Source organism: Cytobacillus citreus (genome assembly GCF_018343665.1).
In the GTDB taxonomy this organism is placed as follows: domain Bacteria; phylum Bacillota; class Bacilli; order Bacillales; family Cytobacillaceae; genus Cytobacillus; species Cytobacillus citreus.
Genome location: NZ_JAGYPM010000001.1, coordinates 817403 through 836552 on the forward strand (window position 1 = coordinate 817403; position 19150 = coordinate 836552).

The 19150-nt window shown below is 36.2% G+C and carries 19 protein-coding genes and 1 pseudogene; 13 read left to right on the forward strand and 7 right to left on the reverse strand.

The window, feature by feature from the left end; genetic code table 11:
• The first annotated feature begins 9 nt into the window (after positions 1 to 9).
• Positions 10 to 924, forward strand: a complete 915-nt coding sequence (locus KHA94_RS04075; RefSeq protein ID WP_213100839.1) for a fumarylacetoacetate hydrolase family protein — start codon at positions 10 to 12, stop codon at positions 922 to 924.
• A 9-nt stretch (positions 925 to 933) separates the two neighbouring features.
• Complete coding sequence (locus KHA94_RS04080) at positions 934 to 2085, forward strand: homogentisate 1,2-dioxygenase (RefSeq protein ID WP_213100840.1); 1152 nt, start codon at positions 934 to 936, stop codon at positions 2083 to 2085.
• Between the two features lie 148 nt (positions 2086 to 2233).
• Here the strand turns inward: KHA94_RS04080 and KHA94_RS04085 are convergent, their stop codons facing one another.
• The 3 genes from KHA94_RS04085 to katA all read right to left on the reverse strand — a co-directional run bounded on the left by KHA94_RS04085 (position 2234) and on the right by katA (position 6588).
• Positions 2234 to 3085: a DegV family protein gene (locus tag KHA94_RS04085; protein ID WP_213100841.1), complete on the reverse strand. Its 852-nt coding sequence runs from the start codon at positions 3083 to 3085 to the stop codon at positions 2234 to 2236.
• Between the two features lie 247 nt (positions 3086 to 3332).
• Complete coding sequence (locus KHA94_RS04090) at positions 3333 to 4883, reverse strand: ABC-F family ATP-binding cassette domain-containing protein (protein WP_213100842.1); 1551 nt, start codon at positions 4881 to 4883, stop codon at positions 3333 to 3335.
• Between the two features lie 247 nt (positions 4884 to 5130).
• A complete protein-coding gene (gene katA / locus KHA94_RS04095; protein ID WP_213100843.1) occupies positions 5131 to 6588 on the reverse strand; it encodes a catalase KatA in 1458 nt (485 codons plus the stop codon).
• Positions 6589 to 7024: 436 nt separating this feature from the next.
• Between katA and KHA94_RS04100 the strand changes: the two genes are divergently transcribed.
• Together KHA94_RS04100 and KHA94_RS04105 are read left to right on the forward strand one after the other, a co-directional pair.
• Positions 7025 to 8215 carry a glycine C-acetyltransferase gene (locus tag KHA94_RS04100; protein ID WP_213101289.1) on the forward strand — a complete coding sequence of 397 codons (1191 nt, stop codon included), beginning with the start codon at positions 7025 to 7027 and terminating at the stop codon, positions 8213 to 8215.
• A 25-nt stretch (positions 8216 to 8240) separates the two neighbouring features.
• Entirely contained in the window at positions 8241 to 9179 is a 939-nt protein-coding gene (locus tag KHA94_RS04105; RefSeq protein ID WP_213100844.1) for an L-threonine 3-dehydrogenase, read from the forward strand.
• 22 nt (positions 9180 to 9201) lie between these two features.
• Here KHA94_RS04105 and KHA94_RS04110 read toward each other — a convergent pair whose 3' ends face one another.
• Positions 9202 to 9951: an arylamine N-acetyltransferase family protein gene (locus tag KHA94_RS04110; RefSeq protein WP_213100845.1), complete on the reverse strand. Its 750-nt coding sequence runs from the start codon at positions 9949 to 9951 to the stop codon at positions 9202 to 9204.
• A 26-nt stretch (positions 9952 to 9977) separates the two neighbouring features.
• A complete protein-coding gene (gene selD / locus KHA94_RS04115; RefSeq protein WP_213100846.1) occupies positions 9978 to 11027 on the reverse strand; it encodes a selenide, water dikinase SelD in 1050 nt (349 codons plus the stop codon).
• 207 nt (positions 11028 to 11234) lie between these two features.
• Between selD and KHA94_RS26450 the strand changes: the two are divergent.
• Both KHA94_RS26450 and selA read left to right on the forward strand, forming a co-directional pair.
• A pseudogene (locus KHA94_RS26450) lies at positions 11235 to 11417 on the forward strand (Rdx family protein); the annotation flags it as partial.
• 201 nt (positions 11418 to 11618) lie between these two features.
• On the forward strand, positions 11619 to 13022 hold the full coding sequence (selA, locus tag KHA94_RS04125) for an L-seryl-tRNA(Sec) selenium transferase (RefSeq protein WP_213100847.1): 1404 nt from the start codon (positions 11619 to 11621) through the stop codon (positions 13020 to 13022).
• A gap of 205 nt (positions 13023 to 13227) precedes the next feature.
• On the opposite strand, the gene KHA94_RS04130 is transcribed toward selA, so the two are convergent.
• Complete coding sequence (locus tag KHA94_RS04130; RefSeq protein WP_213100848.1) at positions 13228 to 13371, reverse strand: small acid-soluble spore protein P; 144 nt, start codon at positions 13369 to 13371, stop codon at positions 13228 to 13230.
• 114 nt (positions 13372 to 13485) lie between these two features.
• On the opposite strand from KHA94_RS04130, the gene KHA94_RS04135 reads away from it, so the two are divergent.
• Positions 13486 to 13743 (forward strand): hypothetical protein, encoded by a 258-nt coding sequence (locus KHA94_RS04135; RefSeq protein ID WP_213100849.1) that lies wholly within the window; start codon positions 13486 to 13488, stop codon positions 13741 to 13743.
• 311 nt (positions 13744 to 14054) lie between these two features.
• On the opposite strand, the gene sspO is transcribed toward KHA94_RS04135, so the two are convergent.
• On the reverse strand, positions 14055 to 14204 hold the full coding sequence (gene sspO / locus KHA94_RS04140) for a small acid-soluble spore protein O (protein WP_057770157.1): 150 nt from the start codon (positions 14202 to 14204) through the stop codon (positions 14055 to 14057).
• Between the two features lie 361 nt (positions 14205 to 14565).
• Here sspO and acnA point away from each other — a divergent pair, with 361 nt between their 5' ends.
• The 6 genes from acnA (at position 14566) to KHA94_RS04170 (ending at position 19118) form a co-directional block, all read left to right on the forward strand.
• Positions 14566 to 17274 (forward strand): aconitate hydratase AcnA, encoded by a 2709-nt coding sequence (acnA, locus tag KHA94_RS04145; protein ID WP_213100850.1) that lies wholly within the window; start codon positions 14566 to 14568, stop codon positions 17272 to 17274.
• A gap of 136 nt (positions 17275 to 17410) precedes the next feature.
• Positions 17411 to 17824: a hypothetical protein gene (locus KHA94_RS04150; RefSeq protein WP_213100851.1), complete on the forward strand. Its 414-nt coding sequence runs from the start codon at positions 17411 to 17413 to the stop codon at positions 17822 to 17824.
• Between the two features lie 99 nt (positions 17825 to 17923).
• Positions 17924 to 18442 carry a peroxiredoxin family protein gene (locus tag KHA94_RS04155; protein WP_213100852.1) on the forward strand — a complete coding sequence of 173 codons (519 nt, stop codon included), beginning with the start codon at positions 17924 to 17926 and terminating at the stop codon, positions 18440 to 18442.
• Between the two features lie 3 nt (positions 18443 to 18445).
• Complete coding sequence (locus tag KHA94_RS04160) at positions 18446 to 18646, forward strand: hypothetical protein (RefSeq protein ID WP_213100853.1); 201 nt, start codon at positions 18446 to 18448, stop codon at positions 18644 to 18646.
• A gap of 133 nt (positions 18647 to 18779) precedes the next feature.
• Positions 18780 to 18911: an FbpB family small basic protein gene (locus KHA94_RS04165; RefSeq protein WP_213100854.1), complete on the forward strand. Its 132-nt coding sequence runs from the start codon at positions 18780 to 18782 to the stop codon at positions 18909 to 18911.
• Between the two features lie 63 nt (positions 18912 to 18974).
• Positions 18975 to 19118 carry an acid-soluble spore protein N gene (locus KHA94_RS04170; RefSeq protein ID WP_057770168.1) on the forward strand — a complete coding sequence of 48 codons (144 nt, stop codon included), beginning with the start codon at positions 18975 to 18977 and terminating at the stop codon, positions 19116 to 19118.
• Positions 19119 to 19150 lie beyond the last annotated feature (32 nt).

The window sequence follows — 19150 nt, forward strand, 5'->3', positions numbered from 1 at the left end:
GGTGATGCTATGAAATTCGTAACTTTTCAAAAGAATGACGGGTCGATTCGAGCAGGCTGGATCGTGAATGAACAATATGTTATTGATATGCATGAAGCATCAAATGGAATACTGCCAAAAGATTTACTTTCATTTATTGAAAACAATTCATTTTTCATGAATTTTATATCATCATCTCAATTAAATGGAAAGAATGTCTATCCTCTCAAGGATGTTTTACTTAAAGCGCCGCTGCCGAACCCGAAAAGCTTTAGAGATTTTTATGCTTTTGAAGAGCATGTGAAAACAGCTAGAGAAAATCGTGGTTTAGAAATGATCCCTGAATGGTATGAAATCCCGGTATTTTACTTTTCAAACCACTTAGCCATAAAAGGACCGTATGAAGCGATAGATAGGCCAGAAAATTGTGAATGGCTTGATTATGAATTGGAGATTGCCTGCATCATAGGAAAGGAAGGTAAGAATATTAAGGCAGAAAACGCTGAAGATTATATTTTCGGTTACTGTATTTTAAATGACTGGAGTGCAAGAGATATACAAAGAAAAGAAATGAAAGTAGGACTCGGTCCTGCAAAAGGCAAGGATTTTTCCACATCCATAGGACCTTATATCATAACTAAAGATGAATTAGAAGATTACCGGATTGAGAATGGCTATGATTTAATGATGACAGCGAAGGTCAATGGCGTCCTTTTATCAGAAGGGAATATGAAGGATCTATACTATTCATTCGGAGAAATGATAGAACGTGCTTCTGATGGGGTTACATTATATCCAGGTGAAATAATTGGTTCAGGAACGGTAGGAAGTGGATGTATTTTAGAGCTTGGCACAGATGTTCATCCCTGGCTTGAATCAGGTGATGAGATAGAATTGGAAATAACAGCGCTCGGAAAATTAGTAAATATGATTAACAGCAAGTGAGGTGGAAAAATGTTTTACCGGAAAATGGGGGAAATTCCTCATAAGCGTCATACGATGTTTAATAAAGAGGATGGTTCACTTTATCGTGAGCAAGTGATGGGAACGAAGGGGTTTTCTGGGACACAGTCGATTTTATATCATCATTATATGCCAACCGAAGTGTCTCAAAGTCAATTAATTGGTAAATACTTGCCAGAATACGAAGATCAAGATAGCCTAAATCATCGTCATCTTATGACAGATAAAATTGAGAAAAAAGGCAATGCGCTTTACGCTAGAGAATATTTATTAGGAAATGATGATTTACTAATTGGAACAATGAAAATAAATGAAGAAATGGAAAGCTATTACCGTAATGGTGATGGCGATGAAATGCTTTACATTCATTACGGTACTGGGAAAATCGAAACAATGTTCGGTACGATTACGTATCATCCTGGGGATTATGTGATTATCCCGATCGGTACAATATACAGGGTGATTCCGGATGATAGTGAAATTTCAAAAGTATTATTTATTGAATCATTTAGCCAAATAACTACTCCTAAAAGATATAGGAATGAGTATGGACAATTATTAGAGCATAGTCCATTTTGTGAAAGGGATATTCGCGGACCTGAGAAATTAGAAACATTTGATGAAAAGGGAGAATTTAAGGTTATTACAAAGACGAGGGGATATCTGCATTCTCATGTGCTGAATCATCACCCTTTAGATGTGATAGGCTGGGATGGCTATTTATATCCATGGGTTTTCAATATTAAAGATTTTGAGCCGATCACAGGGAGAGTTCATCAGCCACCTCCAGTTCATCAAACATTTGAAGGTCATAATTTCGTAGTTTGCTCCTTCGTTCCAAGACTATTCGATTATCATCCAGAAGCGATACCTGCTCCATATTATCATAGCAATGTGAATAGTGATGAACTTCTTTATTATGTTGAAGGGAATTTTATGAGTAGGAAGGGTATTAATAAAGAATCCATTACTCTTCATCCGAGCGGTATTCCACATGGTCCTCATCCGGGAACGACAGAAGCTAGCATAGGGAGAAAGGAAACACTTGAGCTCGCGGTCATGATTGATACGTTTAGACCGTTGAAAATCGTTAAGCAGGCAAAAGCAATTGAGGACGGTAATTATATGTTTACGTGGGTGTAAGCATTTTTAAGTAAAGTTTTGGTTAAGAATAATGCCTGTAGGGTAAGCAATCAGAAAATGATCCAGACAACAGATCAAAATTCTGATACATATCCCACAGGCAATTTCAATTAAATATTGGAATTGATTCTTTAAGAGAAAAGTATTACTACTCATTATGCCACAGCGTAGCAAGCGTACCTTCTCCAGAATGAACAGCGATAGTAGAGCTAATTTCACCGATAAAAATATCAAGTTTAGGAAAAAGTGCTTTAATCTCGGATCCCAGTTCCTTTGCTTTATCTTGAACATTTCCATGCAAAATTTGCACTTGAGAAATGGAATGTTTTTTATATGCTTCCCCTAGTAACTCTAACATACGCTTAACTGCTTTTTTCTCAGAACGTACTTTATCAAAAAGTTCAAACTCACCATTATTGTTAACTCTGATAATCGGTTTTATTTTTAAAAGACTACCAAGTAAGTAAGCGGTTCCTGACATTCTTCCGCCTTTGTAAAATTGATCCAGGCTTCCTAATAATATATAATTCTCTGATTTGGCTGCATCTTCCTGAAGGAATTGAGCAATTTCATTACTAGGCAATCCTTTTTTAGCTAAATCCATACCTTTTTTTATTAGAGTTGTAATCGCATAGGACATTGATTTAGAATCGACTGCTTCAACTGGAAAATCTGCGAGTTTAGCACCAGATAGACAGCTATTAATCGTCCCGCTTAATTTACCAGAAATATGTACAGCGATAGCAGAATCATATTTTCCTTTTAATTGTTCAAAAAGTTCAGCAAATCGACCCGCAGATGGCTGTGAGGTTTTCGGAATTTCCTTTGATTTAACGATTCGGTTATATAATTGATCTGTATTTAAATCTATTCCATCTTCAAATGTTTCGTCATCAAATGTAATGGACAATGGAATAACATACACATCAGGATGTTTTATAAATTCATCTGTAATATAGGCAGTACTGTCAGTAATCCAGGCAATCTTCTTTTCAGTCATCAAGTTAGTTAGTCCTTTATAAATATTTACCCGCTAAAAAGGTTTGCCAATAAAAGAAAACAATGCTTTCTCTTATCAATATTTATTAATTTTTAATCTTCCGGGCTTTTTCATTATACACTATTGGAACCGTTTGCACGAGTTTTATTCAATGTTCATATATTGGTCACATTTAAAAAGTATTGTAAAAAATCCAATTAAAAACCCTCTACGCAGTAGAGGGTTAGTGTATGAAAAACAAATTAAGTTACAGTTGCTGCGACCATTCTTCGACATTCCAAATCTTTGTTACCCAGTCTTCATAAAAGTCTGGTTCGTGACAAACTAAAACTATTGTACCTTTATACGCTTTTAACGCACGCTTTAGTTCTTCCTTTGCCACAACATCAAGGTGATTGGTCGGTTCATCAAATAATATCCAGTTACTTTCATACATCATTAATTTACATAAGCGAACTTTAGCTTGTTCTCCACCACTCAATTGATTCAATGGGCGTGAAATATGCTCATTCTTCAGCCCGCATCTTGCTAGTGCTGCTCGTACCTGGTGCTGATCCATGGAAGGGAACTCATTCCAAACATCATCGATCGGTGTAATATTTCCTGCTTTTACTTCTTGTTCAAAATAAGAAGGGAAGAGGAAATCGCCGCGTTCAACTTTACCGTTGATTGGTTTGATTTTTCCAAGCATTGTCTTTAGAAGAGTAGATTTACCGACACCGTTACATCCGACAATCGCAATTTTTTCTCCACGTTCTATTGATATCGACATTTTAGGTAATAGAGCATGGGTATAACCAATTTCGAAATCATTTCCTTCAAAAACATAGCGGCTGCTGCCACGGGATTCTTTGAATTCAAACGTTGGTTTCACAGCTGTTTCTGGACGGTCAATTCTTTCCATGCGATCGAGCTGCTTCTGGCGGCTTTTTGCCCGGCCTGTTGTCGAATAGCGAGCTTTATTCTTCGCTATGAAATCTTCCTGCTTTTTTATGAATTCTTTTTGCTTTTCATAGGCGTTTATATGCTGGTTTTTATTGATTTCAGCTAATTCAAGAAATTTATCATAGCTTGCCGTATAACGTGTCAGTTTTGAAAATTCTAAATGGAAGATCGTGTTAGAAACCTGATTCATAAATTCTGTATCATGAGAGATAAGAATGAATGCATACGGATATTCTTTCAAATAGTTTGTCAGCCAGCGAATATGCTCGACATCTAAATAGTTTGTTGGCTCATCCAATAGTAAAACTTGAGGCTGTTCGAGAAGCAGCTTTGCTAATAATACTTTCGTACGCTGGCCGCCGCTTAGTGCAGAAACATCACGGTCTAAGCCGATGGCATCTAATCCAAGTCCTCGTGCAGCTTCTTCAATTTTGATATCTAGAGAATAGAAGCCTCCTGAATCAAGGCGATCCTGGATTTTTCCCATTTCATCAAGTAAATCTTCTAATTCTTCTGGTGTTGCGTCTGCCATTTTTGCCGTTACTTCGTTTAATGCCTTTTCCTGTTCAAAAAGAGGAAGAAACGCATCTTTGAGGACATCTCTCATCGTTTTTCCTGGTGTTAAAACGGTATGCTGATCAAGATACCCATAATAAACACTAGGGGTCCATTCGACACGGCCAGTATCATGAATCAGCTGTCCTGTGATAATATTCATTAAGGTCGATTTCCCAACACCGTTTGCACCGACAAGTCCTACATGATCCTCTGCTAGCAGCCGGAAAGATACATCTTTAAACAATGTGCGGTCACCAAATGTATGGCTTAAATTTTCTACATTTAATAAACTCATAATATAAAATCCTCACTTTTTCAAAAGTAATCCATTTTTACATCATACAAGATTTTTTCCCATAAAACTAGATTTTCCTAAGGTATATTGATGGAAATTGTATGGATAAATAATTAGTGCAACAATGGCATACTTTCTATGATTAAATCTAGTAAGAAAAAAAACGAAAGGGTACCCGTTTAATACGGATACCCTTAATGATGAAATGAGAATTTTATTAAATTAAGAGAATTAAAATATGATTCTATTATTTTACTTCCTGTGGTACTGCCAAACCAAGCCCCTCTGCCACTTTTGTCCCATATTCTGGGTCAGCTTTAAAGAAGTGTTGTATTTGGCGAAGCTTTATATCATCTCTTTCTACTGGTTTCATGGCACCGACGATATTATCGACAAGGCGAGCACGTTCTTCTTGAGACATTAAGCGGTATAGGTCACCTGCTTGAGTATAGTGATCATTGTGATCATAAGCTACGCTTTCTGCTATACCAGATACTTGATATGCAGCTTGTTTTTGTTCAGGCACTTCAGTTGGACCTCCAAAGCTGTTTGGCTCGTAGTAAACGGTACCCCCGCCATTGCTATCAAAGCGCATTTGGCCATCGCGTTGATAATTATTAACTTCATTTTTCGGACGGTTGATTGGAAGTGCTTGATGATTGGCGCCGACACGGTAACGGTGTGCATCATGGTATGCAAATAGGCGGCCTTGAAGCATTTTATCTGGTGAAACATCGATTCCAGAGACAAGTGTTCCAGGTGAGAATGTTGCCTGCTCGACTTCAGCAAAATAGTTTTCTGGATTTCTATTTAATACCATTTTACCGACTTCAATTAATGGATAGTCTTTATGTGACCATACTTTTGTAACATCAAATGGATCAAATCGATAAGTATTCGCATCCTCTAATGGCATGATTTGAACCTTTAATGTCCATGATGGATATTCCCCATTTTCAATAGCATTAAATAAATCTTCAGTATGATAATCTGGGTTTTCTCCAGCAAGCTTCGCTGCAAGATTTACATCCATATTTTTAACACCTTGATCTGTAATAAAGTGATATTTCACCCAAACCCCTTCGCCGTCTTTGTTTGTCCATTTGAACGTATGGCTTCCGTAGCCATTCATATGTCTTAATGTAGCTGGAATTCCGCGATCGCCCATTAAGTATGTTACTTGGTGTAATGATTCAGGAGATAAAGACCAGAAATCCCAAACAGCTGTAGGATTCTTTAGATGAGTCTTAGGATCTCTCTTTTGGGTATGAATGAAATCAGGGAATTTAATTGCATCACGAATGAAGAAAATAGGTGTGTTGTTGCCTACTAAATCATAATTTCCTTCCTCTGTATAAAACTTCACTGCGAACCCACGAGGGTCACGGACTGTATCTGCTGAACCAAGCTCACCAGCAACTGTAGAGAGACGGATAAACATAGGAGTGCGTTTACCCACTTCAGATAAAAAATCAGCTTTCGTATATTTTGTAAGATCATTTGTTACTTCGAAATAACCGTGTGCTCCTGCGCCTTTCGCATGAACAACACGCTCAGGTACGCGTTCGCGATTAAAATGAGCTAATTTCTCAAGCATGTGCACATCTTGAATTAAAGTTGGACCACGTGAACCAGCTGTCATTGAGTTTTGGTTGTCTCCTACAGGAGCACCCCAGTTTGTAGTTAGTTTATTGTTTGTTGTCATCAATCATTCACCTCATTAAATTAATTGAAATAATTCTTAATTACAATGATAACATTTCTCAATAAAAAATCAATACTTATTAAAAATAATTCTAAATAAAAAATAAGTATTAATTATGTAATAAAAAAATAACACTAATATATCTATATTTTTAAATGTGGACAAAAGAACTAAAAGAAAAAAATAGTGATTTAAGTCTGAACTTCATGAAATTCATTCATATTTTTTATGAACGAAAATGGGTAAACTACGATAAAATATTTTTTGAAAAATTTTCTGAAAACTGTCCGCTATATATGTACAATAATAAAAAATATGTTAAAGTAATACGTAAGAATTACTTATATATCAATGTTATTAATGTCCTTCTTGTAAATACAATTGTATTTTAGGAGGTGACAATTTGGAAGATTTTTATCGAAATGGAGGATTAATTATGACAAGTAAAACATTGGATGCATTTTTAAATGAAAATCTCGAAGATTTAAAAGGGAAGGGTTTATATAATGTCATTGACCCATTAGAAAGCCCAAACGGCCCAATAATTAAAATTAATGGCAGGGAATTAATTAATCTTTCTTCTAATAATTATTTGGGATTGGCTACAGATACTAGGCTAAAAGAGGCAGCAACTGAAGCTATTCATAAATATGGCGTTGGTGCAGGGGCTGTTCGTACAATTAACGGGACATTAGATATTCACGTAAAACTAGAAGAAAAATTAGCTGAGTTTAAACATACTGAAGCAGCGATTGCTTATCAGTCTGGTTTCAACTGTAATATGGCTGCTATATCTGCTGTTATGGACAAAAATGATGCAATTCTTTCAGATGAATTAAATCATGCTTCAATTATTGACGGATGCCGCCTATCTAAAGCAAAGATTATTCGTGTTTACCATTCTGATATGGACGATTTAAGAGCAAAGGCTAAAGAAGCGAAAGAGTCTGGGCAATATAATAAAATCATGGTTATTACGGATGGGGTTTTCTCAATGGATGGAGATATTGCGAAGCTTCCTGAGATTGTGGAAATTGCTGAAGAATTTGATCTTATTACATATGTAGATGATGCCCATGGTTCTGGCGTATTGGGCGATGGAGCAGGTACAGTTAAGCACTTCGGTCTTTCTGATAAAATCGATTTTCAAATTGGAACTCTTTCTAAAGCAATTGGGGTTGTCGGAGGATATGTAGCTGGTAAACAACAGTTAATTGATTGGCTTAAAGTACGAAGCAGACCGTTTCTTTTCTCTACATCCTTAACCCCAGCAGATGTCGTTGCTAGTATGAAAGCAATTGAGATATTAATGGAAAGCACTGAGTTGAACGAAAAATTATGGGGAAATGCCAATTATTTAAAAGCTGGTTTGAAAAAACTAGGGTTTGATATTGGTGAAAGTGAAACTCCAATTACACCTTGTATTATCGGAGATGAAGTTAAGTCACAGGAATTCAGTAAAAAATTAAACGAAGAGGGCGTATATGCAAAATCAATTGTATTCCCAACTGTTCCAAAAGGGACTGGTAGAGTAAGAAATATGCCTTCAGCAGCACATACAAAGGAAATGCTTGACCAAGCAATTGCGATCTACGAAAAAGTTGGAAGAGAGATGGGTATTATTTAATAAAGGGGAAGGATTGGAAAATTAGATGAAAAAGATTTTTATTACTGGTGCATTAGGGCAAATTGGCTCTGAATTGACGATAAAACTTAGAAATATTTATGGTACTGATAATGTCATTGCAACAGATATTCGCAAAAATGACTCGGAAGCTGCTCAATCTGGACCTTTTGAAGTGGTGGATGTAACAGATACGAAGACAATGATTGAAACAGCAAGGAAGTATGAGGCAGATACAATTATCCATATGGCTGCATTGCTTTCTGCCACGGCAGAAAAAAATCCAGTATTCGCATGGAATCTAAATATGGGTGGATTAATGAATGCTCTTGAATCGGCAAGGGAACTAAAAGCACAATTTTTCACTCCTAGCTCAATTGGAGCATTCGGCCCTTCAACACCAAAGGATCAAACACCACAGGATACCATTCAGAGACCTACAACGATGTATGGAGTAAATAAAGTAGCTGGTGAATTACTAGCAGATTATTACTATCATAAATTTGGTGTTGATACAAGAGGACTGAGATTCCCAGGTCTTATCTCATATGTAACACCTCCTGGTGGCGGAACGACTGATTATGCAGTTGAAATTTACTATGAAGCCATTAAAAATGGACGATATACTTCATACATTGATAAAGGAACTTATATGGATATGATGTATATGCCTGATGCACTTAATGCCATTATTGACTTAATGGAAGCAGATAGTTCGAAATTAATCCATCGAAATTCATTTAATGTGACAGCAATGAGCTTTGAACCAGAAGAAATTGCTGCAGAAATTCGTAACTCTATTCCTGGCTTTGAAATAAGCTATGACGTTGATCCTGCAAGACAACAAATTGCCGATAGCTGGCCAAATTCTATCGACGCGACTGCTGCTAAAGAAGAATGGGGCTTTAAAGCAGAATATGATTTAGAGAAAATGACTATCGATATGTTAGAGAAGCTTAAAAAATAAAATGATAAAAGGACAGCTAAAATTAGCTGTCCTTTATTCTAATGCTAAAAAAATCTTTAAGAAATTTTTTCTTTTCCATCTCGGTTAATTCCAATTTTGTTTTTACGCCATTTTCCGTTTTGGTAACCGTTTGACCCGAAAGTGTAATTCTTCCATTTTCTGTTGCAATTGTTGCAATATCACCATGCGTAAATGAAGATTCAGGTGAAGTTTGATTAAAATAGCAGCCTTCAGAAAAATCCTCTAACTTTTTTGGAACATTTGCAAATCGATATAGTATTTTCCATTCTTGATTTTCGAATCGCTGCAAGTCAAAAAAATGATTCTCATTCAAAATGATCCGGTAAATTCCACTTACATCTTCCTGCTCTTTTCCTGTCAATGGCAAAGGCTTGCGGACGGAATCTCCAAAGCCAACATCCACAAGATAGGGCTGATCTAAATGAACGATCATTGCTGCATGAGTATTTTCTTTGGCCCAGCCATTTTGTTTTTTTACAGTACAGGATATTAAATATGATTTGAAGCCAAGCTCGGTCAATAGCCGCTGAAATAGTCCATTGAGCTCATAGCAAAAGCCACCCCTATGGTCTTCCATTATTTTATCGTAAAAACGATTCAAATTTAGAGTGATTTCTACGTTTCGAGTTACATCCAAATTTTCAAAGGGAATATTCTCCATATGATGCTTTTGCAGCTTCTGTAAAAATTCCAAAGTGGGTTCGTTTTCTTCCTCTATAGAAATACGCTGTAAATACTCCTTTACGTTCATTGAATCACCTTCAAAATAAGTTCTTTCTATTTCACATAAATTAACTTCTCAGATTTTGTAAGAACTCTTCCTATCAATGCTGCATGAGGTAGACCAGATTCGTGTAATATTTCTATATATTTTTTTGCTTCATCTTCTGGTAAAGCAACTAATAAGCCTCCTGAAGTGATGGCATCACATAAAATATATTGATTTTCAATAGAAATATTTTCATAAGAAACATCTTCATGAAGCCACTTATGGTTAGATTTAGAACCACCAGGGATTATACCTTTTTCTGCAAGTTCATATGTACCTTCCATTACTGGAACTTGATCAAAAATAATTTCAAAGCTAACATCGCTGCCACGAGCCATTTCGCTCCCATGACCAAGTAGTCCAAATCCAGTTACATCCGTAACAGCATGAGGTGAAAAGGGATTTAACATTTCAGCAGCATTTTTATTCAACATTGCCATAGTTTCAGTTACGGCTATCTCCTGTTCTGGAGTGACAGCGCCTCTTTTAATACCAGTTGTTAAAATTCCTACACCAATTGGCTTAGTTATAACAAGAGCATCACCAGGCTTTGCCCCAACATTTTTCCAGACACGTTGTGGATGAACAATACCTGTAACAGAGAGTCCAAATTTTGGTTCTTGATCATCAATAGAATGTCCTCCAACAGTAATAGCCTCAGCTTCCTTTACCTTATCACCGGCACCTCGTAGTATTTCTGCAAGTATTTCAGCACCAAGCTTTTTAATTGGGTAGCCTACGATGTTTAGCACTGTTTTTGGCTGTCCACCCATTGCGTATACATCACTAAGCGCATTGGCAGCAGCAATTTGGCCAAACATATATGGGTCATCAACAATCGGTGTAAAATAATCTACAGTTTGGATTAAAGCGATCGAATCGGTTAATTGATAAACGCCTGCATCATCAGATGTTTCGTGGCCAACAAGCAATTCTGGCACAGGTTCTTGTTTTGGTAATAAACGCAAAACTTGCGTCAAGTCCTCAGGACCAATTTTGCATCCTCAGCCAGCTTTAGTTGACAATGAAGTCAAACGGATTTTTTCATGCTCACTCATCATACCACCTCCTCAAATAAGTATACCTTTATTCATTGAAAATATCATAAAAATGAAACGGATTTTTATTGCAGAAAATGATAGAATATACTACAATTACATTGTGAAATATGTGAATATTTAGTGAATTTTTTCGATTGAGGAGGTCTATTGATGGAAAAATATGAAGTGAGAATTGAATTTTGTATGATGTGAAACTTTGCACCAAAAGCCGCGAGTTTCGCGGAAGAGCTCTTCACACATTTTCGACATAAAATTGAAAAAATGGAACTAATCCCAAGTTCGGGTGGGGTATTTGAAGTAACTGTCAATGGTGACAAGATTTACTCAAAGAATGAAACTGGATTATTTCCAAAAGCCCATGAAATTATTGAAAAAATGCAGGCGTAGCCTATATATTAAGCCTTCTCCATTGTTTGAATGGAGGAGGCTTTTTTTGTGCAATACGATTTTGCCTAAACTATTAAATATATCTACTTCTCGATTTATTTAACTGTAATATTATTATGTAAACTATTGTTCGGTTTTTTTACCGAATTTGGAGTGGGGAATAATGGTATAATGAATGAGCAATGATTGGAGGAATGATTAGTGAAACATATACTTAGAAATATACCTCCCGTACATGAATTACAAAGGGATGAACGATTTCTCCTTTTAATGAAAAATTACGGGATTGATTCGAAATATATGACGAACCAAATTAAATTAGTGCTTGATCATATTCGTAATGAAATGTTGATTGGCCAATGGATGGGACCAGAACCTGGAAGTCAAGCATTTATTGATTCATTATTTCAAAAATTTGAAGCCTTAGTCAATCATCAATATAGCTATACGATTAAAAGAGTAATCAATGCAACTGGGACAATACTACATACGAATCTCGGCCGTGCGCGATTAAGTGAAAACGCAGCACAGCATATGCTAGATACGGCACTTCATTATTCGAATTTGGAGTATATGCTAGAAGCAGGCGTGAGAGGTTCAAGACATAGTCATGTTGAAGCACTTGTTAAAGAATTAACGGGTGCAGAAGCAGCCATGGTCGTGAACAATAATGCTGCGGCTGTATATTTAATTCTCAAGGCCTTAGCTGAAAATCAGGAAGTAATCGTATCAAGAGGACAACTTGTTGAAATTGGAGGGTCTTTCAGGATCTCTTCTATTATGGAAGAAAGCGGTGCTCATCTCGTTGAGGTTGGAACAACGAATAAAACACATTTAGCTGATTATGAAAAAGCGATTAACGAACACACTTCAATGATATTAAAAGTCCATACAAGTAATTTTAAAGTTGTAGGTTTTACAAAGTCGGTGGAGACAGAAGAATTAGCCGTATTGGCAAAAGAGAAAAATGTTATTTTTTATGAGGATCTAGGCAGCGGTGCATTATTTGATTTCCGCCGTATAGGTATAGGTGATGAACCAATTGTAAAGGAAGTATTAAGGATGGGGGCAGACATTGTTTCTTTTAGCGGAGACAAACTTTTAGGCGGACCGCAAGCAGGTATAATTGCTGGTAAGAAAGAATTGATTGACTCGTTGAAGAAACATCAACTTTCACGTGTGTTAAGAGTGGATAAAATGACTCTTGCCGCTCTTGAAGGAACATTAATTGATTACGCAAAGGGTGAAGAGGGGATAAAGAATATTCCAGTTATAAGGGATCTGATGGTAACAAGAGAAGAATTGAAACAAAGGACTGAAGTCTTTATTCAAAACTTGCAAACAAATTCTTGCCAATATGATGTTGAGATTCGAGAAAGTTTTGGGCAGGTGGGTGGAGGAACAATGCCAGATGTGAATCTTCCATCCATTGTAGCAGTTATTAGGCATAAAAAGTGGACGTCTGAGGAATTAGCAAAGAAATTAAGAACAGAATCTTCTCCTTCCATCATTGTCCGTATCCAGAAAGATGAGGTACTTATTGATTTAAGAACTGTTACAATTGAAGAAGAAACGTATATAATCGATGCACTTTGTAATAATTAATTCATGTTTTCTTAATAAAGAAATCGGCTAATGGCTTTCTAATTTTTGTAATTAGGAGCCATTAGTTTTTTTGCTAATGAGCAGAAAGTTTTAGTTTATTTAACGTACTAAAGTTAAGTGTGTTTTAAGTATCTGCTAAAAAGTCGCTTAAGTAAAACTAAGGCATTCGCCAAAAAGGACTTGGCGAATGCCAAGTTTTTCTAACCTACATATCATGACTTGAGTTATTTTTCTGCCTTGTATGGTTTCTATTTTTCACTTTTTTTGAACCGCTCAATGGTTCTGGTTGACCTGGATTATCTCCTTTTGGTGCATTTTTGTGCATATCTTTACTATCATTTTTATTCATATTGTTCATCCCTCCTAACAATAGCTTGGTGAGATGCTGTAAATTTATACAGAATATTTTTTTAGCTGTATGCACAATTTAAATGTACAAAATTATAAAGGAGTGAAATAGGGGATGCCATACAATAAGAATAAACAGCAAGCATTCCAAGCTGCTCAACAAGGGATGGAGGATGCTCAGGAATTATATTATGAAATTGTGAGGGACTCCGCTACTTATGGTCATCAGTTAAAACATTTAAAACAAGAAGTTAATGAAGCATACGAGCAAATTGAAAATGCCCTTGAAGTGGCTTCAGAATCTCAAAAAGCCCAATTGAAAAAATTTCAACAGGATTTAAGCAAAATGGTGACCGAAGTAAACGAAAATTAATAATATTCCATATGAATTAATCATAACCCTTCGAGCACAATAATCAGGTTTTTGTAAAAAAAGAGGAAGCGAAATGACTCGCTTCCTTTTACCTTATACACCAGAAAGTATAAATTGTCAGCGTTGAAGATGTTTCGATGTAGTTGCTAATTTTAGGAATTAATTACGACGGACAGGACAAGGAAAGCTTCGTCAGATACATCGCACGACCAAAAGAGAAGCTTTTGGGAGGACGTGGCATGTATGAGCGCGATAAGTGCGACTACGCTTCTGTCATCGCCTTTTCAAGGCTCGCCAATGGCGAGTTTTCTTTATTGATTTTTCTTTCGTTTCTTATTATTTTGCTTCTGGGCTTCAGATAATGGTTCGTTTGAAAATTCTTCGTTAAATCCAGCTCCCATACCTTGTCCTTTGGCTGCATTCATGCCTGGAATGACATGATTTGCTTTTCTTTTACCCAACTTCAATCACCTCCATCAACTATTTTTTCGCAAAAATTGCAGGAATATGTAAACCATCATTCCTATCTTTCTACACTTATGAAAGAAGAAAAAAATTTTGTAACATAGTATCGTCATTTGCAAAAGCTTTATGAAAATCGAAATTCCTTTTCGTTACACATCTTTTTAATGTAAAATCTAATAAAATCGATTTTTGTATAAGAAAAACTTATCAAAAACAATAACTTTCTTGTTATTTACTTATATAGAAGGTTGTATTAAGATTAGAATTGTTAGAAAGTAAAGATGGACGAAAAATGCATCTTTTCGACAATTGTTAAACTCTTACACGGAATAATCTTTAAAAAGGGGGAAGTTACCCATGGTGAAAAATGATGTATTTAATTCCCGTAAGTCTTTTGATTTAAATGGGAAGCGTTACAATTACTATCACTTAGGCGCTTTAGAAAACGCTGGCGTCGGCAAAGTATCCAAATTACCTTATTCTATTAAAGTATTATTAGAATCTGTCCTTCGCCAATATGACGGACGTGTTATTACGAAAGAACATGTTGAAAACCTAGCTAAATGGGGTACTGATGAAGTAAAAGAGGTTGATGTACCTTTCAAGCCTTCACGTGTTATCCTTCAAGACTTCACTGGTGTTCCTGCGGTGGTTGACTTAGCATCACTTCGTAAAGCGATGGCTGATATGGGTGGAGATCCAGACAAAATCAATCCGCTTAAGCCGGTTGACCTTGTTATTGACCACTCTGTTCAAGTTGATAAATTCGGTACTGCTGAAGCTCTTGGTTTAAATATGGAGCTTGAATTCGAACGTAATGCAGAGCGCTATCAATTCTTAAGCTGGGCACAAAAAGCATTCAATAATTATCGCGCTGTGCCGCCTGCAACAGGTATCGTTCACCAAGTAAACTTGGAATTCCTTGCAAATGTTGTTCATGCTCTTGAAAATGAAGATGGAGAGTTTGAAGCATTCCCAGACTCTTTAGTAGGAACTGATTCCCATACTACTATGATCAATGGTATTGGTGTACTAGGGTGGGGTGTTGGAGGTATTGAAGCAGAAGCAGGAATGCTTGGTCAGCCTTCATACTTCCCAGTTCCTGAAGTTGTAGGGGTTAAACTAACAGGTGAACTTCCAAATGGTACTACTGCTACTGACCTTGCATTAAAAGTTACTCAAGTGCTTCGTGCTCACGGTGTTGTTGGTAAATTTGTAGAATTCTTCGGTCCAGGAGTAACAGCATTACCACTAGCGGATCGTGCAACAATTGCAAATATGGCTCCTGAGTATGGTGCAACTTGCGGTTTCTTCCCAATTGATGCGGAATCATTAGAGTATATGCGTTTAACAGGCCGTTCGGAAGACCAAATCCAAATTGTTGAAACATATTGTAAAGAAAATGGATTATTCTTCGATCCTTTATTAGAACCAGTATATACAAATATTATTGAAATTAATCTTGCTGAAATCGAAGCAAATCTTTCTGGTCCTAAGCGTCCTCAAGACTTAATTCCTTTATCTGAAATGAAGAAGGAATTTAATAAAGCAATTACGGCTCCACAAGGAAATCAAGGCTTTGGTCTAGATGAGAAGGAAATCAACAAAGAAGTTACAGTTAACTTTAATAATGGCGATTCAACTGAAATGAAAACAGGTGCTGTGGCAATTGCAGCAATTACGAGCTGTACAAATACATCCAATCCATATGTATTAGTAGGTGCAGGTCTAGTTGCAAAAAAAGCAGTTGAACTTGGTATGCAAATTCCTAAGTTTGTAAAAACTTCATTAGCACCAGGATCTAAGGTTGTAACTGGCTATTTACGTGATTCAGGTCTTCAACCATATCTTGATCAACTTGGATTTAATATCGTTGGATATGGATGTACGACTTGTATCGGAAACTCAGGTCCACTAAAAGATGAAATTGAAAAAGCAATTGCAGAGAGCGATCTTCTTGTTACATCAGTTCTTTCTGGTAACCGTAACTTCGAAGGCCGTATTCATCCACTTGTGAAAGCAAACTACTTAGCTTCTCCACCGCTTGTAGTAGCGTATGCACTTGCAGGAACTGTTGATATCGATCTTAAAAATGATCCAATTGGTAAAGACAAAGATGGAAACGATGTCTTCTTTAATGATATCTGGCCTACAACTGCTGAAATTAATGATGTTGTTAAGCAAACTGTTACACCTGAATTATTCCGTAAAGAATATGAAAATGTATTTGGTGATAATGCTCTTTGGAATAAAATTCAAACAAGCAATGAACCACTTTATACATTTGACGATACATCAACATATATTCAAAACCCGCCATTCTTTGAAGGATTAAAAGCAGATCCAGATGAAGTAAAACCATTAGATGGTTTACGAGTTGTGGGTAAATTTGGAGACTCTGTAACAACAGACCATATCTCTCCAGCAGGTGCAATTGGAAAAAATACACCAGCAGGTAAATATTTACTTGAAAATGGTGTTGAAGTTCGCGATTTCAACTCTTATGGATCTCGTCGTGGTAACCATGAGGTTATGATGCGTGGTACATTTGCAAATATTCGTATTCGAAACCAAATCGCACCTGGTACAGAAGGTGGATTCACAACTTACTGGCCAACTGGCGAAGTAATGTCGATTTACGATGCTTGTATGAAGTACAAAGCGGATGAAACAGGACTTGCCGTACTTGCAGGTAAGGATTATGGTATGGGTTCTTCTCGTGACTGGGCTGCAAAAGGTACAAACCTTTTAGGAATTAAAACAGTTATCGCAGAAAGCTATGAGCGTATTCACCGTTCTAACCTAGTATTAATGGGAGTTCTTCCTCTTCAATTTAAGGAAGGCGAAAGTGCTGAAACTCTTGGTCTAACAGGTAAAGAAACAATCGATGTTCAAGTCGATGAAAATGTAAAACCTCGAGATCTTGTTAAAGTAACAGCTACTGATGAAGACGGAAACAAGAAGGAATTTGAAGTTCTTGCACGTTTTGATTCAGAAGTAGAAATTGATTACTACCGTCACGGTGGAATTCTACAAATGGTTCTTCGCGAGAAATTAGCGAATTAATAAATGATTAATCTAGACGTGTGGTTTCATTATGAAATCACACGTCTTTTTTTATGAGTGGATACAAACATTAATTTTTACAAATCATGTAAGCTTATGTATTGTATAGAAAGAACCGATAATCGGAGGCTGGAAAATGGAAGCGATATTTATAGGACCTTTTATCATCAAGTATGAATGGATATGGGTATTTATTTCTTTTATTAGTGCATATTTCATGATGAAATATAAAACGAAAACAGACCGAGAATTTCAACAATTTTTCATGGATTCTGTCATAAATGCTGTCATAATTGGTTTTATTACCTTTAAACTTAGTATAGTATTGTTTCAACCTTCAATCTTAAAAAATCCACTATTAATTCTTTATTCATCTGGAGGAAAAAAGGGGATCATAATTGGATTAGTATTAGGACTCATTTATATTGTATGGAAACATAGAAAAGGAAAATGGTCTTTAGACGTTTGGATAAGATCAATTGTTTACGGTATTGTCACATTTTTCATTACTTTTTGGCTTTCGAGAACCTTATTTTTTCTTATCGTCTAGGTTACAATACGGTTAAATAGGATAAACCCACTAAGGGAATGTTTTGTTGATTCAACTAAGGGGTTACAGCCCTAATCTGCGAAAAAAGGTGTTGAACAGATGATAAAGAAGATATTCGCCGCAATTGTATTATTTGGGTTAATGACAGTTGCGATCGTTCAAGCAATGGAGAAGGAAGAACCTAAGCCTAAAAATGATGATCGACTTTCAGGTTTGAGTGTTGGTTTAAAGGCTCCAGATTTTGAATTGAAAAATTTAAAAGGTGAAACAGTCAAACTGTCAGATTATAAAGGTCAAAAGGTCATGTTAAATTTCTGGGCTACATGGTGCCCTCCATGCAAAGCAGAAATGCCGGATATGCAGAAATTTTATACAGAATCTGGCGATAATATTGCAATTTTAGCCATTAATATAGATCCTGAATATGATGTTGCGGGATTTGCAAAAGAATTAGGTCTTGATTTTACAATTCTTCTCGATGATCAAGATAAAGTGAACACAGTCTATAAAATATTAACCATCCCAACAACATTTTTTATTGATGAGAATGGAATCATCACACACAAACATTTAAGTTCAATGTCGATTGAAACGATGAGAAAATATGCAGGTTTATAAGTAATGGGCATCAGCATAAAAGCTGATGTTTTTTTTTGGCTGTGTAAATGCTCATTGTTGATTGGAACGAAAGGCGCGAGACTCCTCAAAAATGCATTGGCATTTTCTCGTGGTGTTTATATCCTGTGGGGCGACGAGGAGGCTTCCGGCTTGTTTACCATTGCTGAGTACCTGCAGCGAAATCAACAGGGAATTTTAACATAACTTTTTTTAGAAAGGGTTTACAGTTTTTAAAATTCATTTTAAGAAAAATATAATTTTCGAAAATTTGTAATAATTTCAAAGTTTTTCGTCCATAATAACTGTTACTATAGTATTAAAGGATGGTGAAATAATAATGAGAAAACCAAGAAAACGCTCATTCGCCGAACTTGTTTTAGAAAATAAGCGACAGATATTAAAAGATCAGGCTGCTATGGAAAAAATCGAAGAAAGATTAGAAGAAAAGCGGCTACATAAAGCAGAATAACATTCATTTCCATAAATAAAACCCTCATCGAAGTCACATACTTTAATTGAGGAGGGATTTTTTATGAGTAATCCGAAAAGGGATGCTAGGAAATTTAATCCTAATCACATTGGTACGCAACCTCGTGGTTATGGAGGAAATAATGGAAAGAAAATGCAAAGTAATACAGGTGGAACCCCTCAAGTAATACAAACAAAAGGTGAATAACCCTATCATATGCCCGCTTCATCATTCTGATG

Bases quoted from the DNA above. Each gene is read 5' to 3' on its own strand.
- KHA94_RS04135 (WP_213100849.1), top strand. From the start codon at position 13,486: ATGCCATACAATAAGAATAAACAGCAAGCATTCCAAGCTGCTCAACAA.
- KHA94_RS04090 (WP_213100842.1), bottom strand. From the start codon at position 4,883: ATGAGTTTATTAAATGTAGAAAATTTAAGCCATACATTTGGTGACCGC.
- KHA94_RS04155 (WP_213100852.1), top strand. From the start codon at position 17,924: ATGATAAAGAAGATATTCGCCGCAATTGTATTATTTGGGTTAATGACA.
- KHA94_RS04105 (WP_213100844.1), top strand. From the start codon at position 8,241: ATGAAAAAGATTTTTATTACTGGTGCATTAGGGCAAATTGGCTCTGAA.
- KHA94_RS04085 (WP_213100841.1), bottom strand. From the start codon at position 3,085: ATGACTGAAAAGAAGATTGCCTGGATTACTGACAGTACTGCCTATATT.
- KHA94_RS04150 (WP_213100851.1), top strand. From the start codon at position 17,411: ATGGAAGCGATATTTATAGGACCTTTTATCATCAAGTATGAATGGATA.
- katA (WP_213100843.1), bottom strand. From the start codon at position 6,588: ATGACAACAAACAATAAACTAACTACAAACTGGGGTGCTCCTGTAGGA.
- KHA94_RS04165 (WP_213100854.1), top strand. From the start codon at position 18,780: ATGAGAAAACCAAGAAAACGCTCATTCGCCGAACTTGTTTTAGAAAAT.
- KHA94_RS04110 (WP_213100845.1), bottom strand. From the start codon at position 9,951: ATGAACGTAAAGGAGTATTTACAGCGTATTTCTATAGAGGAAGAAAAC.
- acnA (WP_213100850.1), top strand. From the start codon at position 14,566: ATGGTGAAAAATGATGTATTTAATTCCCGTAAGTCTTTTGATTTAAAT.
- KHA94_RS04075 (WP_213100839.1), top strand. From the start codon at position 10: ATGAAATTCGTAACTTTTCAAAAGAATGACGGGTCGATTCGAGCAGGC.
- KHA94_RS04130 (WP_213100848.1), bottom strand. From the start codon at position 13,371: ATGAATAAAAATGATAGTAAAGATATGCACAAAAATGCACCAAAAGGA.
- KHA94_RS04160 (WP_213100853.1), top strand. From the start codon at position 18,446: ATGGGCATCAGCATAAAAGCTGATGTTTTTTTTTGGCTGTGTAAATGC.
- KHA94_RS04170 (WP_057770168.1), top strand. From the start codon at position 18,975: ATGAGTAATCCGAAAAGGGATGCTAGGAAATTTAATCCTAATCACATT.
- KHA94_RS04100 (WP_213101289.1), top strand. From the start codon at position 7,025: ATGACAAGTAAAACATTGGATGCATTTTTAAATGAAAATCTCGAAGAT.
- KHA94_RS04080 (WP_213100840.1), top strand. From the start codon at position 934: ATGTTTTACCGGAAAATGGGGGAAATTCCTCATAAGCGTCATACGATG.